The organism is Rhodococcus sp. NPDC003383, from assembly GCF_053589115.1.
In genome coordinates this window covers 210,700-225,403 of record NZ_JBSFRG010000004.1, presented here as the reverse complement: position 1 = coordinate 225,403, position 14,704 = coordinate 210,700, and the positions used below count along the sequence as shown (strand labels likewise).

Sequence of the window (14,704 nt, the reverse complement as noted above, 5' to 3'; positions counted from 1 at the left end):
CGGCAGAACGCGTTTCGATGCGCGCCGGTCGTGGAACCTGGCTGCCGTGTCGGTCCAGGAGGTTCGCGATGACCACCGTCGGAGAGCATGTGAGCAACCGCCCCGTCCAGGTGTTCCGGGGTCCGGGCGACGTGCTGCTGTGCATGACCAATGTGCGCGGGCTCGGGCGGGACAGGGTCCTGCGTCGTGGGCGCACCGCGGTGCGGCCGGGGTCGGAGGAATCCGGCTCCCCCGCCGCCGGGCTGTACGCGCGGTGCGTCCGCGGCCGGCTCGGGCACTCAGCCCGCTCCGTCTGATCCGACCTTCGATCCCCGGTTCAGGAGCACCCATCATGGAAACCGGAGCCCCGCACCCCGATCCGCCCGTCCGGCGCGTCGTCGACGCCGTGGTCGACGCGGTCGCCGACCTGGGGGTGAGCCACGTCTTCGGGGTGGACGGCGCCAACATCGAGGACCTCTACGACGCGTTGTTCGCCACCGACCGGCCCGTCCAGGGGGTGGTGGCCAAGCACGAGTTCACCGCCGCCACGATGGCCGACGGCTATGCCCGCACCACCGGCGGGCTCGGGGTGGTGGCCGCGACCTCCGGCGGCGGAGCGATGAATCTGGTGGCCGGGCTCGCCGAGTCCTTCGCGTCCCGGGTTCCGGTGCTGGCGCTGGTCGGGCAGCCACCGACCACACTGGAGGGCGCCGGCGCGTTCCAGGACTCGAGCGGTAAGGCCGGCACGATCCACGCGGCCCGGCTGTTCACCGAGATCTCCCGGTACTGTGCGCGGATCGAGGGTCCGGACGAGCTGCCCGGGCATCTCGACCGGGCGGTCGCCGCGGCGTGGTCCGGTGGGCCCGCCGTGCTGTTGCTGCCGAAGGACGTGCAGCAGGCCGCCGTCGACCGCGGATTCGTCTTCTCACCGCCGCCCCGCCGATCCGGCCACGATCCGGTCGGTCTCGCCCGGATCCGGGACCGGCTCGCCGCGGCCCGCCGGACCGGCAAGATCGTGCTCGTCGCCGGTGATCAGGTTGCCCGCGACGACGCCCGCGCCCAGCTGCGCACCCTCGCCGCCGCGACGGATGCCGCCGTCGGGGTCGTCCCGGACGCCAAGGACGTCTATCCCGCCGACGAACCGGGCTTCAGCGGGGTGGCCGGCTGCATGGGGCACGCCGAACTGGTCGAGGCGGTGCAGCATTGTGCGCTGTGCCTGCTGATCGGGACCCGGATGCCGGCCCTGGCGCGCACCGGCCTGGAGGCCGCCCTCGACGCGGTCCGGGTCGCCAGCATCGGCGCCGAACCCCCGTATCTGCCCGCCGGGCATGTCACCGTCCTCGACCTGCGTGCCGGGTTGAGTGCCCTCGCCGAGGAGTTGTCGACGGCGCGTCCACCCGCGGCCGTCGCGCCCTGGGTGTCGGCGCCGATGCCGGTCCCAATGCGCGACGGACCCGGGCTGCGCTACCGGGAGGCCGTCGAGGCGCTCGCGGTGATGATGCCCGCCGGCGCCGACGTGTTCGCCGACGCCGGCAACACGGGAGCGTCGGTCGTGCACCATCTTCCGGTGTCGCGGGGCAGCCGGTTCGTCGTCGCGCTCGGGATGGGCGGCATGGGCTACAGCTTCGGCGCGGCGATCGGCTCCGCGTTCGCGCGGCGGCGCCGGACCTTCGTCGTCGCCGGCGATGGTGCCTTCTTCATGCACGGCCTGGAGATCCACACGGCGATCGAGCATCGGCTGCCGATCACCTTCGTGGTGTTCAACAACAACGCCCATGCCATGTGCGTGACGCGCGAGCAGCTGTTCTGCGGGAATCGGTACAGCTTCAACCGGTTCCGGCCGTCCCGGATCGCCGAGGGCGTCGCGGCGATGTTCCCGTCGATGCCCGCCTATCCGGCCGGGACCGTCGACCAGCTCTTCGACGCGCTCGAGCTCGCGACCTCGACGAGCGGCCCGTCGTTCATCGCCGTGGACTGCGACCCCGACGAGATCCCCCCGTTCCTGCCCTTCCTGCAATGAGCCTCGAGGAGGACCACCGTGACCGTCCCGCTTCCCGCCCTCGCGGACATCCCGGGCGGCGAGCTGCCCGGGGTGCTGCGGATCGAAACCTCCGACCGCGAGGCGACGACCCCGATCATCCTGGACATGCTGCGGTCGGTGTATCCGCACGACCGGATCTTCGGCGACTACTGCACCGTCAACGGCTACATCGCGGCGCCGCCGCGCGAGGTGTACCGGTACCTGTCGGACACCCGCAGCCTGGAGGAGTGGACGTACAGTCTGCGCGACTTCACGCCCACCGAAACGCCCGGGCTGTGGTCGGCGCACGACCGGCTCGGCTCCGACACCACCATCTACACCCGCACCGTGGCGAACCCGGACGCGATGACCATCGACTACCACTGCGCCTGGGATCAGGCCCGGCACCTGTGGATGATCTACCTGCTGCGGGTGGTCGACGCGCAGACGGTGTTCGACAAGCCCGGATCGGTGGTGCTGTGGACGAACTGCCACCACCCGTTCTACGACCGCAACCCGTATCCGGAGACCGCACCGGCGGGCCGCAAGGTCTGGGTCGGGGACTTCTGGGACATGTTCGCCGCCGGGCACCGGCTCGAACTGGACAATCTCACCGCCTTGTGCGAGTACCGGGCCCGTCACGGCCTGGCGATCACCCCCGCCTGGATGAGGTGAGCGCGGCATGGTCACGGTCAGCCTGCTCGACGTCGCGAGCTACCTGCCCGGCCCGCCGATCGGCACGGAGTTCTTCACCCGGTTCTCGCGGTCGGACCGGATGGCCCGCAACGTCATGTTCCGCGCACCCACCCACCGCCATCACGTGGCCGACGGTGAATCGGCCGTCGACATGGCCGAACGCGCCGTCGCTCCGCTGATCGAACGCCACGGCCGCGCGGCGGTCACCGGCGTGGATGTGCTGCTCACCCACACCCAGCTGCCGGACCTGCCCGTGTGCGGGTGCGGGGCGGAGCTGGCACGCCGGCTGGGCATGACGCCGCGGTGGATCCTCGACGTGCACAACGGGGGCTGCGCGGCGTTCGTGCACATGATCGAACTCGCCCGGACCCTCCTGACCGGTACCGGGGCCGGTACGGCGCTGATCGTCGCGGTGCAGAATAGCGCCGGCCAGATCTTCACCCAGCCCGACGTGCGGTCGCTCGCGCAGGCCGCGGTCCCCGGGGACGGTAGCGGCGCTGCGCTGCTGGGGGTGTCGGAACGCGCGCCGATCCTCGGCATCGAGAGCCGGCATCATCCCGAGTACGCCGGGGACATGACCGCCGAGATCGACCCGCCCCGCAAATACTGGGCCCCCGGCACCGGGCAACTGCACATCGCCTTCACCGACGCGAAGATCACCGCCGTCTTCGCCCGCGGCAACCGGCTGGTCCCGGAGGTCGCGCTGGCGGTGTGCAATCGGATCGGCGTGAAGTCCACGGAGGTCGATACTTTCGTCACCAACCAACCCAACCGGTTGTTCCTGCGCAACTGGCGTGAGGCCCTCGAACTGGCCCCCGAGCGGCATCCCGACACCTTCGACGAGTGCGGCAACCTGTTCGGTGCGGCCCTCCCGGTCACCCTCGACGTCGAGAACCGGGCCGGCCGGATCCCGAACGGATCGCTGGTGCTGCTGGCCGGATTCGCGCACGCCGGTGACTACGCCGCCGCGGCGGCGATCCGGTGGGGCGCGGCGCCGTGAGTTTGTCGCGGCAGTGGGTCAGTTCGGCGGCGGGAGTTCGACATCGGTGAATTCGACGGTCGCGCCCTCGGTCAGCGGCGGGGTCTCGCCGGCCTCGCCGTGCCGGAAGAACATGGGTGCGCCGAGCGTGGCCCGCAGCGTGTAGGTGCCGGGGTCGGGCACCACGAAGTTGTCGGCGTAGTGGAAGAACGTGGAATAGTAGAAGTTCAGCTGCTTCGAGTCGACCACCTGACCGTCGCCGCCGACGACCTCGAGGGTGATCGGCACGTCGGGCACGATCCGCCCGGTCGACGCCTCGAACGGGATTATCTCGATGTGGTAGTTCTCCCCCGGTGCCGGTTCCCGGAACTGCTGCTCGGCGCCGGCCGGTTCGTACCACGGTTCGGCGGCCTCGACGATGTACGCCACCCGCCAGGGACCCGAGGTGGTCTCGCCGCCCTCGGCGGCGATTTCCTCTTCCACGGTGGTGTACTGCTCGACGACACCGGCCGGGGCCGCGGCGTCGGCCGCTTCCGTCGTGGTGGCGGTGGTGGTCGAGTCGGCCTCGCTGCTGTCGCTGTCGCTGCAGCCCGCCAGGGCCAGAGCGCCGGCGGCACCCGCGGCCGCGAGAATTCGAGGGATCCGTCCCATCGGTTCCTCCTCGGAAGTGCCGGACCGGAGGGGCTCGAAGCAAGTGAGGCTAACCTAGCATCGCTGTCGGGTGGTCGTGGGCCTTTCCCGGAACCGGCTCGTCCGGGCCGATATTCGATTGTCCGGCGGCGCCGGCGCTGCTTGGATCGGGGCCATGAGCGAGCGCACCCGGATCACCCGCAAACCGGACCGCGGCACCGACGATCGGACGGTCCTGCACGGGCTGCTCGACGACGCGCGGGTGGCGCACGTGGCGTTCGTCCGTCACGGATATCCGGTGGTCTTGCCGATGGCGTTCGGCCGGGACGGCAACCGTCTGTTCCTGCACGGGTCGACCGGTGCCGGCGCGTTCCTCACCGCGCGCAGCGGCCTCGAGGTCTCGGTCGCCGTCACCAATCTCGACGGCCTGGTGTTCGCGCGCTCGACGTTCGACAGCAGCATGAACTACCGCAGCGCCGTCGTCTTCGGGGTCGCGACCCCGGTCGCCGACGACGAGAAGGAAGACGCACTGCGGGCGGTCACCGAACACCTCATGCCGGGCAGGTGGGACGAGGTCCGTCCCCCGTCCGCGAAGGAACTCGCCGCGACGACGGTGCTCGAACTTCCGTTGGACGAGGTGAGCGTGAAGGTCCGCGCCGCCGGGCCCGGCGAGTCCGCCGATGACGGTGAGGACCACAGCGTGTGGGCCGGGGTCGTCCCGCTGCACACGGTCGCGGGTGTGCCGGAGCGGTCCCCGCTCACCGATCCCGCTGTGCCACTGCCGGGCTCGGTCCGTTCCCTACTCTGACCCGCGGTGGGTGTGCACATCTTGTCGCTCCGTCTCGGCGTGTCGCGACAAGATGTGCACACTCGGAAGCCTGTGCCGCTGCCGCTCGTCCCGGATCACGTGCCGCAGAATGTCCGGAAGCTCTCGGTGAACGATTGCGGGGCAGGCTCGGTGTACTCGGACCACTCGTCACGGCGGTCGAACGGATGCGTCACGACCTCGAGCAGCTTCTCGAAGGGCGCGAGGTCGCCGCCGGTCGCGGCTCGCAGGGCTGCGTCGAGCCGATGGTTGCGCGGGATGTAGAGCGGGTTCACGCGGTCCATCGCGTCCGCCGCCTCCGACGGTCCACGGCCCTGCTGCTGCAAGGCATTTCGCCAGCGTTCCAGCCACGGCCCGATGTGCTCGCGCGGTACGAGTCGGTCGAGCGGCGCCGGATCCCCACGCAGTTCGTCCGCGAGAGCGCGGAAGGTGCCCGTCCAGTCGGCGCCGTGGCCGGCCAGCAGGGTCAGCAGGTCGTCGATGAGCGCCCGATCCACGGACCCGCCCGTGAAGCCGAGTTTCGCGGCCATCCCCGCCGTGTAGTGGTTCTCGTACCGTTCGTCGAAGGTGTCGAGGACGGCGGTGATCGCGGCGATCGCGTCGTTCGGCTCGGAATCGACCAGTGTCAGCAAGGTTTCCGCGAGGCGCGCCAGATTCCACTTCAGGACGCGCGGCTGGTTCCCGAACGCGTAGCGACCGGTGTGGTCGATGGAACTGAACACCGCCGCCGGGTCGAACCCGTCGAGGAAGGCGCACGGACCGTAGTCGATGGTCTCGCCGGAGATGGTCGTGTTGTCGGTGTTCATCACCCCGTGTACGAAGCCCACCAGCATCCACCGCGCCACCAGCGACGCCTGCGCCTCGACCACCGCCTGGAAGAAGGCCAGGTACCGACCGTCCTCCCCCTGCTCCGGCAGGGAGGTGAGCTCCGGATAGTGGCGGGCGATCGCGTAGTCGGCGAGCGACTGCACGACCTCGCGCTGACGGACCGCGAACTCGAAGGTACCCACCCTCAGGTGACTGGACGCGACGCGCGCGAGCACGGCACCGGGTTCGACGCCGTCACGGTAGACCGGCCGGCCGGTCGCCACCACCGACAGCGACCGGGTGGTGGGGATCCCGAGCGCATACATCGCCTCGCTCACCAGGTACTCGCGCAGCATCGGCCCGACCACCGCGAAGCCGTCGCCGCCCCGGGAGAACGGCGTGGGCCCCGAACCCTTCAGATGCAGATCCGCGCGCCGACCGTCAGCGTCGACGAGTTCGCCGAGCAACAACGCCCGCCCGTCCCCGAGGAGCGGGGCGTACCCACCGAACTGGTGACCGGCATAGGCCATCGCGACCGGCTTCGCCCCGACCGGCACCGCGGAGCCGGCCAGCACGGCGACGCCGTCGTCGGTTCGCAGGGAGGCCGCGTCCAACCCCAGCGACGCCGCGAGGTCCTCGTTGAGCACGAGCAGCTTCGGGTCGGGTACCTCGGCGCCCTGCCACGGCACTGCCAACCCGCCCATCTCGTCGACGAACGTGCTCTCGAGGCCGGACACCGCGGTGCTCGTGCCTGTCGGGAAATCCGGGATCGTCGCCATCCCCCGAGCCTAGCCACCCCGCCGTGCGGTGCGCCGCGCGCACGACCGTCAGGTCGGTGCATGTGCACCGAGGAAGTCGTCGATCGCCTGCACAACCTGCGCCGTCTGTTCGTCGTGGGGATTGTGCCCGGCGTGCTCGATGATCCGCAGCGTCGAGCCGGGGATGCCGGTCGCGAGCTCGTGTTGGCATGCCGGTGGGAAGACGAAGTCGTCGCGGCCGCCGAGAACCAGTGTGGGGGCATCGATCTCGCCGAGCCGGTCGAGGACCGACCACCCCTTCAGCAGGTAGCGACCGGCGAAGATGAGCGGCTCGGGCCGGGGTCGCGAGCGCCACGCTCCGGCGGCGAGTTCGCGAGCCAGGACGCCGAGACTGTAGTGGTGGAAGTACGCACGCCCGATCCGCGCGAAGATCGGGTAGTACTCACGCGGGGTGAACTCGCCCGTGAACCAGCGCCGCACCAAGTCGGCGTCCGCGCGACTGTAGCCGCGTTCGAGCACGACCTCGGCGGCGTTCTGCCGTTCCCACCGGCTGTCGGCGCTGGTGTCGAGCAGGACGAGTTGCGAGACGCGGTCGGGGTAGCGCAGCGCGTATTCGAGCGCGACCTGCCCGCCGAACGAGTGTCCGAGCACCGCCCACCGCCCGAATCCGAGGTGCTCACGCAGGCCGTCGGCGTCCGCGGTCAGGTTCTCCCAGGTCATCGATTCGACGGGCGCACCGACCGAGCGACCGTTGCAGCGATGGTCGTAGAACACGAGCGTGAACCGATCCGCGCACGCCCGCAGCGACTGCATCGTCCACAGATCCGCGGACGGGCCACCATGCATGATCAGCAGCGGAGGGCCCTGCCCGACGACGTCGACATACAGGTGGGTGTCCCGGATCGGGATGCGGCCGGGCCGGACGCGGCGCAGCCCGGCCCACCCGCGTGGACGAATGAGATTTCCGCGGGGCGCAACCGCGTCCGTCGGAGGCTCCGAAGTCCGGGCGGCACGTTCGATGTTGCGCTTGAGAACCCTCAGCATGCGGGCCTGCATGATCCACACCATGGGCGGGAAGACCCAGAAATACACGAAACGGGCGACCCAGCGCGGACGGCCCGTCTGATACCCGCTGATGACCAGCCGGGTGCGCCGACCGGGAAGCTCCTTCAGCAGAAAGCCCCACGATCCTTCGATGTAGGCGGAGGGGCGGGGTTGACGAGGGTCGAGAGTTCGGCCGCGTAGATCGCTCAGACCGTGGAGGCCGAGGAACCGGTTCTTCTCCATCGTCGCGACGGTGTACGCGTCTCCGGGACCCGCGCCGGGCGCCCAGTATCGGAGGGTGTCTCCGCACCGGAGGTCCTGCCACTCCGGATGAACCCGGCTCGCGCTCGGACGGCCCGCGTTGTCCAGGTGATCCCACGAGTACCAGCCGCCCCGGTCCCAGCCCATCTGCACCAGCCAGGGCCAGACCTGTTCGGGCGGAGCGTCGATGGTGACGGCCATGGCTCCCGATCTCTCGCCGTCGGGAACCAGCTCGGCGCCGGGGAACGGTCCGGTGATCTCGTCCTCGGTGGCTCCCCATCGCACGAGTCGAGGACGTATCACGCCGGCGTAGATGGCGGCCGCTGCCGCTCCCGCGATCCCGATGCCCGGTGCGAGTGCCATCCGTTGAGGGTGCGCCCGTTCGCCGAAGCTGCGCAAGGGCGCCGGATACGGTCGAGGTACGCGACCGGTCGAGAGGAGGCCGCACAGCATGAGCGCTGGTCACAGCATGAGCGCTGGTCCCGGCACGTTGTGGACGATCGGGCATTGGACCTGCCCGCCCGCCGTCGTGCTCGACACGCTCACCTCGGCGGATATCGAATTGCTCGTCGACGTGCGCAAGATGCCGGGCTCGCGCCGGAGCCCGCAGTTCGACGCCGACGCGATGCCGGCCTGGCTCGACGGCGCCGGCATCGGATACCTGCACCTGGCCGAGCTCGGCGGCCGGCGCCCGAAGCAGAGGGATGTCGACCCGGCCCTCAACGCCGGGTGGCGGAACGCCGCTTTCAAGAACTACGCGGACTACACGCTCACGCCCGCCTTCGAGGCCGGGCTCGCGCGCCTCACCGGCCTCGCGACGGACCGGCACGTCGCGATCATGTGCGGCGAGCCGATGCCCTGGCGCTGTCACCGCCTGCTGATCGCGAACGTCCTGGCGGCACGGGGATGGACGGTCGTGCACCTGATGACCGAGGCCGCTCCGAGGCGGCACGAGCTGGGACAGTGGGGTGCGGCACCGTCGGTAAGTCCTGACGGCGTCGTGACCTACCCGCAGACGACAGGAGACACCGCATGAGCGAGAAGTTCGCGGTCGGCGACCACGTCGGCTGGAATTCCGAGGCGGGCCGGGTCTCCGGCACGATCACGAAGGTTCACACGAAGGACTTCGAGTACAAGGGGCACACCCGTCACGCCACCGAGGACGAGCCCCAATACGAGATCGCCAGCGACAAGACCGATCACGTCGCCGCCCACAAGGGTTCCGCGCTGACCAAACTCGCGGACGGCGCCGGGTAGCTCGTCCTGCAGGGCGGCGGCGTCGAACACCTCCAGGTCTCGCGTATCGATCGGCCGAGGCCGGCCGCGCCGCATCTGCCCACCGAACCGGTCGGTGTGCTCGCCCTGGCGGCTCTCGCCGCTCCCACCTCGGTGGTCCCGCTGCCGTAGCGGTGACCGGGCCCGGATGTGGCTGTGCGGCAGTACCGTCGTCACCCGATCCACGCCGGTGTAGCGCGCTGTCCATCGCGGCGCCCCACACCGCTGCACAGATCCTTCTCGTCCGCCATCGCAGTCAGGCCCGCACCCCGGAACCGCGCCAACGCTGCAGAGACGTCCCCGGATGTCTGCACCTCGACCCCGAGATGGTTCAGGTCCTCTCGTACACGGTTTTCGACCAGCACCGTCTTCAATGGCGGGTCCTCGACCACGAAGTTGGCGTATCCGGCGGGCTACTTGTGCGCCGGCACCCCGAACAGAGTCGATTAAGACGCGGTCGCCGTTGCCACGTCCTTCGACGTTGAGCGCAAGCTGAACTCGGGTGGTAGACATTGTCGTCACTTCTCGGGATTCGGACACCGGCCCGGGTCGTCCCGTCGGACGCTCGTGACCGCGTGTCCCCCTTACAGACGCAGCCGCCCTCGCGGACGCAGCCCGGCCGACGTCACGAACGCGGTGACACCCTCCGATGGGTGTGCACATCGTGTCGTCGCGCCCTGCTGCCGTGCCGCGACAAGATGTGCACAGTCGACAACCCCATCAGCGAATTCGCTGCTGCATCGACGCTCACTACCGGTGGATCCGCCTCGGCGCCTCGGCGGCGGCGCGGGCACCGGCTTCGTCGCCGAGTCGCTCGGCCAGGGTGTGCTGCGCCAGACCCGGCGGCAGCGCCGCGGAGAACTTCAGGCCCGACACCGCGCTCGCCGCAACCTCGGGCGCCCGCCAGGCGACGTTCGCGACCGCCGCAGCCACGTCACGCGGACCGATGCCCGGCAGCAGACGCAGCGACTTCTCGTCGATGCGCTGCCGAGGATCGACCAGCGTCGGCAGGGACGCCTGCAACGTTCGATTCGCGGCGGTGCCGGCCCAGGTCCACCACCGCCCGGTGCCTTCGGACGGCAACGCGACCACGGCCGCATCGGGATCGATTGCGGGTGCGTATCCGGCCCGCAGTTCCGTCAACATGGCCTGCGCGCGGCGGGTCAGAGTGACGCCCGGCGGCGTCTCACCGAGCATCACATGCCGCATGCCCTGCGCGATCGAGTAGGACACGCCACCACCGAGCCCCGACCACTTCGCTTTCCCGCCGGAGTCGACCGGTTCGACGAAGCAGCGCCGCCGCGGCCAGTCCACGTGCGTGACCTTCCACGACCGGCCACCGAGCAGGAGCACACGCGGACCGTCGACCTCCTCCACCAACAGGTCGGTACCGATGGTGCCGACCTCGTTACGCCCGGCGAGCACCGTGAATTCCGGTGGCGCGCTGAACACAGCGGTCAGGTCGGAGAAGTAGCGCCGTCCGAATCGCCGCTCGGCTTCCGGCCCGATGTGCAGAAATCCACCGTCGCGTTCGAAATAGCCCTCGGCGCAGAGGAACTGCAGGATGTCGTCGGCGGTGTCGTCGAAGATCGGCAGACTCCCCCACCAGTCGCGCCACGTCGCGGCACCGATCCGGTGTTCCTGCAGACACAGTGCCATCAACTGTTGCGCGACGATGTGCCGCGGCGACGGCGGCGGAACGATCGGCTCGACCCAGCCGCGCGCCCAGCGATCCAACATGCCGAGCGCGAGCAGTTCCTGCTCGTCGTCGAGACACAGGAACAGGCAGTTGCGGGTCGTGCCCGCGCGGCGACCGGTGCGGCCGAGTCGTTGCAGGAACGACGCGACGGTGCGAGGCGCACCGATCTGGATGACGCGGTCGAGGTCTCCGACGTCGATGCCGAGTTCCAGGGTCGAGGTGGCGACGATGACGGTGTCGCGCGCTTCGGCGAAGGCGGCTTCGGACTGCCGGCGTTCGGCGGCGGACAGCGACGAATGGGAGAGGAAGGTCGTCACGCCGCGTTCGCGGAGCGCTGCGCCGAGTTCCTCGGCGCGGCGGCGGGAGTCGACGAATACCAGGCGCTTCTCCCCTTGGTGTAGGGACGCGATGACGGTCGCCGCGTTGGCGACGGATCCGACGTAGTCGACGGTGATGTCCGGCGCGGCCGCGGGACCGTTGACGACGGGTGCAACAACCCGCTTGGCGCGCGTGCTGAATCCACCTTGCAGCCAGGACAACAACTCGTCCGGGTTACCGACGGTGGCGGACAGTCCGATGCGCTGGATGTCTCGCCCTGCGACGCGCGCCAGCCGTTCGAGGACCGCGAGCAGGTGCCAGCCACGATCGTCGCCGGCGAACGCGTGCACCTCATCGACGACGACGGCGCGCAGACCGGAGAACAAGACCCGCGGATCCACCTTGGTGGACACCAGCATTGCTTCGAGCGATTCGGGGGTGGTGAGCAGAATGTCAGGGCGCTCCCGCAGGATCTTCTGGCGCGCGGACTGTCCGACATCGCCGTGCCACACCGCCGCGGTGCGGCCGAGCCATTGGGCGTAGTCGTGCAGGCGTGGCTGCAGGTTGTTCAGTAGCGCGCGCAGTGGGCACACGTACAGGACGGACACGCCCTGCCAGTCCTGCTCGGCCATCGCCGACAGCAGCGGGAATGCGGCGGCTTCGGTTTTGCCGCCGGCGGTCGGGGCGAGCACGAGTGCATCTTCACCGGCGAGGATCGGCGCGACCGCGGCGGACTGTGTGGGTCGGAGCCCGTTCCAGCGCAGGGTGTTCGCGAGGTGGTACTGAACTCCCGGATGTAGAAGGGCGAAGGCGTCGTCGGTCACGAATCGAGCCGCTCGGTTGCGTAGTGGTCGGGCACCAGTCGATCATTCGCGGTCGAACGAGTCGGAGCAACTTCATCGGGAATCGATGGCGTACCGAAATCACCGCCGCAACAGAACGAGCAACAGGCAGGCGGTCGGAGTCACCGGCCGGTCGAAGCAAGCACTCAGCCAAGCGTTGTGCGACAGCCAGGTGCTGCGGATTGTAGTAGCCGACAGCACGGCCGAATCACACATACCCCCTGAAGACTGGCCGGAACGGATCATCCCCTTCGGTTCGCAATACGGTGCTGCAATCTGCGTTCCATTTCGCGGAGCTCGGCAAGACGCGCTCGACTGCTCTCCGTTCGGTCGTAGCCTTGCTTCTGTTGATCGCGAATGCGCAGCTGCACCGCCGCGAGGAGTCGCCGATCGTCGGTCGGATCGGGTATCCCCGCGTTCCCGGCTGTCTTCGTCTTCTTCGGCTTTTTCTTCGGCGTCACGCTGGCATTCGACGGCACCTTCGAGGTGCTCCGGCAATCAGGTTGACTCGAACGAGCCTTTCCAGCGCTCTTGTCGGACTTCCTCTTCGTCGGCCGCCGACGCACGTTGTTGAGCGCGGTACGGGCTTTCGCGGCGGCCCTGCGGTGCTGCTCCTCTGCCGGACTCTCCGAATCGACGGAGCCTCCGAGTGGACGCAATCCGTTGGAAGACAGATACTTCTCGGCCGCGGCGATTGTGCGTTCATGCTTGGCGCAGCGCTTGCAGCGTTTGGGGTTGGAGCCCGCAACAGCATTCGGCGAACCGCACCAACCGCACTTCGCGGGACGCGCGCGTGGTGCACTTTGTCGAGGCGCGTCCGGATCGACGACGGCACTCTTGACGTCCCGGCCACCCCACACAGGCGTACGTGCTCTGCTTGCGGGAGCACCGGTGTGGAGATGGACTCCCGAGCGGCGCGCACGAACCATGATGCCCTCCCGAACCCCGCCGAACATGCATGCAGCTCACCGCAAACTACAGGACGCCAACTGGACGATCTCACCGGACCGCTGCCGTCCAGTCGCCGCATCCAAGCAATACGGCCGAGTCCGACCACCAGAGCCGGGGATCCGACCGGTGACCCAAGGACCCACCAAGTGAGACATCGACGATCGAACAGGAACCGTTGATGCGCACACAGCCGAGAGCTCCCGGACATCCTCGTCGTCGCCGAACGTGTCGGAATGCAGTAGTAGTTTTCGCGGCATGCCGAATATCGACGCCTTGGATGATCTGGTAGTGACATTCAATGCCCGGTCGCGCTTCGACGGTGGGGATTTCGGCCCTGAACGCTGGAGCCCGACAGTCTCCCCTGTCTACGACCCCGACGCCGCGGTCTTTGCGCCTCTATTCGACGGGGATGAGCTCGCAGATGACGTCGGGGTTGAGGGGTTCGGAAGTCGACTGGTACTGATCAACCACGTCACGCTCGCTCAACAATGGCGCGGGCTCGGCGGTGTCGGCCGCTACCTGACCAGCGTGGCGATCCGCCGCATCGATCACGATGCGGCGTGCGTTGCGCTTCATGCGTCACCGTTCGAACTGCGCAATCGCTACCCCGAATCCAATGGTCACGAGGTCGAGTGGGAACCTGGCGCATCCGCACTCGGTGAACTGTGGCAGACACTCGGCTTCCGTCACCACTGGGGCCGTCTTTACGTGCTCGATCCCAACACCGTCACCCTGGAACAGAAGATCACCGAGTGTCGCTCCAAATCCGTGAGCGAAGCAATCACTGATCGACCGTATCGGTGTCACGTCGCTCCGCGTGCGCTCAAACAGACAAGCGAAAGCGAGATCCATCCGAATGCCACAGGAATGCGCGGGCGACGCCAAACTTTGCGAAGCCCTGACAATGCTGGCCGAACAACACCCACAATGCTGTCGAGACGCCGGCATAGTCGGGCCTGGGGCTGTACTCGATGCGATGGCGGTAGGCCTCGTCGAGGACGTCTGGCGGAATGGACCGGTCGAAGGCATGCATGGCAGCAAACGCGGACCAAGCGACACGACGATGTTCGCCGAATCGACCGCCTTACACACGCACGCAGTGGAGGCGCTTTCCTCACCCGACCGCGTGCACGGACTCCTCGATTTCGAGCAACATCTCCTCGATCGAGAACGCGTATGGGCTTGCACGGATGGACGCACGTTGAAGGAACTCGGATACGGGCACCTCGGCGCCTACACCCGCCACGTGCGAGGACGCATCAATCTGATGATTCATCTCGATCAGCACACCTGTACCGACATCGCACTCGAGAGCTTCCTCGTATACCAAGCGCTGCGCACCGGTGCACGCCACAAAGGAATGCCAGAATGGCCGCTCATCGTCGAGCGCATCGGGGTCCTGCTCGCCGACCCGAACCATCCCAGCTGGCCGGACGAGTCTCGAGGGTCGCTCGCGCGATCCTCGATGCCGAACTCCGTCGTCTCCGTCGAGGACATGCAGCACGCGTTACTCGAAGACCCGCCAAGCCTTCCCTGCGACGTCCTCGACTGGCTGTCACAGTTCTTTCTGTACTGCGCCGGCCCGCCCTACCGCATGGTCTGGGACAGTCCGAACTGAC

Annotated in this window: 15 protein-coding genes; 8 read left to right on the top strand and 7 right to left on the bottom strand. The window is 68.7% G+C overall.

All coding sequences use genetic code 11. The features are described from left to right. The first annotated feature begins 68 nt into the window (after positions 1-68). The 4 genes from ACWDTS_RS05965 to ACWDTS_RS05950 are packed head-to-tail and all read left to right on the top strand — an operon-like array spanning position 69 to position 3,695. Complete coding sequence (locus ACWDTS_RS05965) at positions 69-296, top strand: hypothetical protein (RefSeq protein ID WP_450117792.1); 228 nt, start codon at positions 69-71, stop codon at positions 294-296. Positions 297-331: 35 nt separating this feature from the next. Then, positions 332-1,999 (top strand): thiamine pyrophosphate-binding protein, encoded by a 1,668-nt coding sequence (locus ACWDTS_RS05960; protein ID WP_450117791.1) that lies wholly within the window; start codon positions 332-334, stop codon positions 1,997-1,999. 18 nt (positions 2,000-2,017) lie between these two features. Beyond that, positions 2,018-2,674, top strand: coding sequence for an SRPBCC family protein (locus ACWDTS_RS05955; RefSeq protein WP_450117790.1), 657 nt, complete (start codon positions 2,018-2,020; stop codon positions 2,672-2,674). A gap of 7 nt (positions 2,675-2,681) precedes the next feature. Next, entirely contained in the window at positions 2,682-3,695 is a 1,014-nt protein-coding gene (locus ACWDTS_RS05950) for a 3-oxoacyl-ACP synthase III family protein (RefSeq protein ID WP_248674825.1), read from the top strand. A gap of 18 nt (positions 3,696-3,713) precedes the next feature. Here the strand turns inward: ACWDTS_RS05950 and ACWDTS_RS05945 are convergent, their stop codons facing one another. Further along, positions 3,714-4,325, bottom strand: a complete 612-nt coding sequence (locus tag ACWDTS_RS05945; protein WP_450117789.1) for a hypothetical protein — start codon at positions 4,323-4,325, stop codon at positions 3,714-3,716. Between the two features lie 154 nt (positions 4,326-4,479). On the opposite strand from ACWDTS_RS05945, the gene ACWDTS_RS05940 reads away from it, so the two are divergent. Then, positions 4,480-5,112 (top strand): pyridoxamine 5'-phosphate oxidase family protein, encoded by a 633-nt coding sequence (locus ACWDTS_RS05940; RefSeq protein ID WP_450117788.1) that lies wholly within the window; start codon positions 4,480-4,482, stop codon positions 5,110-5,112. Between the two features lie 95 nt (positions 5,113-5,207). Here the strand turns inward: ACWDTS_RS05940 and ACWDTS_RS05935 are convergent, their stop codons facing one another. Then, a complete protein-coding gene (locus tag ACWDTS_RS05935; protein ID WP_450108485.1) occupies positions 5,208-6,716 on the bottom strand; it encodes a protein adenylyltransferase SelO in 1,509 nt (502 codons plus the stop codon). 48 nt (positions 6,717-6,764) lie between these two features. Next, positions 6,765-8,363 (bottom strand): alpha/beta fold hydrolase, encoded by a 1,599-nt coding sequence (locus ACWDTS_RS05930; protein WP_450117787.1) that lies wholly within the window; start codon positions 8,361-8,363, stop codon positions 6,765-6,767. Between the two features lie 106 nt (positions 8,364-8,469). Between ACWDTS_RS05930 and ACWDTS_RS05925 the strand changes: the two genes are divergently transcribed. Together ACWDTS_RS05925 and ACWDTS_RS05920 are read left to right on the top strand one after the other, a co-directional pair. Next, on the top strand, positions 8,470-9,036 hold the full coding sequence (locus ACWDTS_RS05925) for a DUF488 domain-containing protein (protein WP_450117807.1): 567 nt from the start codon (positions 8,470-8,472) through the stop codon (positions 9,034-9,036). Beyond that, positions 9,033-9,257, top strand: coding sequence for a DUF2945 domain-containing protein (locus tag ACWDTS_RS05920; RefSeq protein WP_450108482.1), 225 nt, complete (start codon positions 9,033-9,035; stop codon positions 9,255-9,257). Before ACWDTS_RS05925 ends, ACWDTS_RS05920 begins: the two co-directional genes overlap by 4 nt. 191 nt (positions 9,258-9,448) lie before the next feature. Here ACWDTS_RS05920 and ACWDTS_RS05915 read toward each other — a convergent pair whose 3' ends face one another. The 4 genes from ACWDTS_RS05915 to ACWDTS_RS05900 all read right to left on the bottom strand — a co-directional run bounded on the left by ACWDTS_RS05915 (position 9,449) and on the right by ACWDTS_RS05900 (position 13,661). Next, positions 9,449-9,667 (bottom strand): hypothetical protein, encoded by a 219-nt coding sequence (locus ACWDTS_RS05915; protein WP_450117786.1) that lies wholly within the window; start codon positions 9,665-9,667, stop codon positions 9,449-9,451. Between the two features lie 358 nt (positions 9,668-10,025). Then, entirely contained in the window at positions 10,026-12,116 is a 2,091-nt protein-coding gene (locus ACWDTS_RS05910) for a DEAD/DEAH box helicase (RefSeq protein WP_450117785.1), read from the bottom strand. A 260-nt stretch (positions 12,117-12,376) separates the two neighbouring features. Continuing rightward, on the bottom strand, positions 12,377-12,595 hold the full coding sequence (locus ACWDTS_RS05905) for a hypothetical protein (RefSeq protein ID WP_450117784.1): 219 nt from the start codon (positions 12,593-12,595) through the stop codon (positions 12,377-12,379). Between the two features lie 886 nt (positions 12,596-13,481). Then, positions 13,482-13,661, bottom strand: coding sequence for a hypothetical protein (locus ACWDTS_RS05900; RefSeq protein WP_450117783.1), 180 nt, complete (start codon positions 13,659-13,661; stop codon positions 13,482-13,484). 400 nt (positions 13,662-14,061) lie between these two features. Between ACWDTS_RS05900 and ACWDTS_RS05895 the strand changes: the two genes are divergently transcribed. Continuing rightward, positions 14,062-14,703, top strand: a complete 642-nt coding sequence (locus ACWDTS_RS05895) for a hypothetical protein (protein ID WP_450117782.1) — start codon at positions 14,062-14,064, stop codon at positions 14,701-14,703. Position 14,704: the final 1 nt, after the last annotated feature.

Coding starts and splice junctions, on each gene's coding strand:
- ACWDTS_RS05965 (WP_450117792.1), top strand. CDS start 69: ATGACCACCGTCGGAGAGCATGTGAGCAACCGCCCCGTCCAGGTGTTC.
- ACWDTS_RS05900 (WP_450117783.1), bottom strand. CDS start 13,661: ATGAAGCGCAACGCACGCCGCATCGTGATCGATGCGGCGGATCGCCAC.
- ACWDTS_RS05940 (WP_450117788.1), top strand. CDS start 4,480: ATGAGCGAGCGCACCCGGATCACCCGCAAACCGGACCGCGGCACCGAC.
- ACWDTS_RS05935 (WP_450108485.1), bottom strand. CDS start 6,716: ATGGCGACGATCCCGGATTTCCCGACAGGCACGAGCACCGCGGTGTCC.
- ACWDTS_RS05930 (WP_450117787.1), bottom strand. CDS start 8,363: ATGGCACTCGCACCGGGCATCGGGATCGCGGGAGCGGCAGCGGCCGCC.
- ACWDTS_RS05950 (WP_248674825.1), top strand. CDS start 2,682: ATGGTCACGGTCAGCCTGCTCGACGTCGCGAGCTACCTGCCCGGCCCG.
- ACWDTS_RS05895 (WP_450117782.1), top strand. CDS start 14,062: ATGGCGGTAGGCCTCGTCGAGGACGTCTGGCGGAATGGACCGGTCGAA.
- ACWDTS_RS05920 (WP_450108482.1), top strand. CDS start 9,033: ATGAGCGAGAAGTTCGCGGTCGGCGACCACGTCGGCTGGAATTCCGAG.
- ACWDTS_RS05960 (WP_450117791.1), top strand. CDS start 332: ATGGAAACCGGAGCCCCGCACCCCGATCCGCCCGTCCGGCGCGTCGTC.
- ACWDTS_RS05945 (WP_450117789.1), bottom strand. CDS start 4,325: ATGGGACGGATCCCTCGAATTCTCGCGGCCGCGGGTGCCGCCGGCGCT.
- ACWDTS_RS05925 (WP_450117807.1), top strand. CDS start 8,470: ATGAGCGCTGGTCCCGGCACGTTGTGGACGATCGGGCATTGGACCTGC.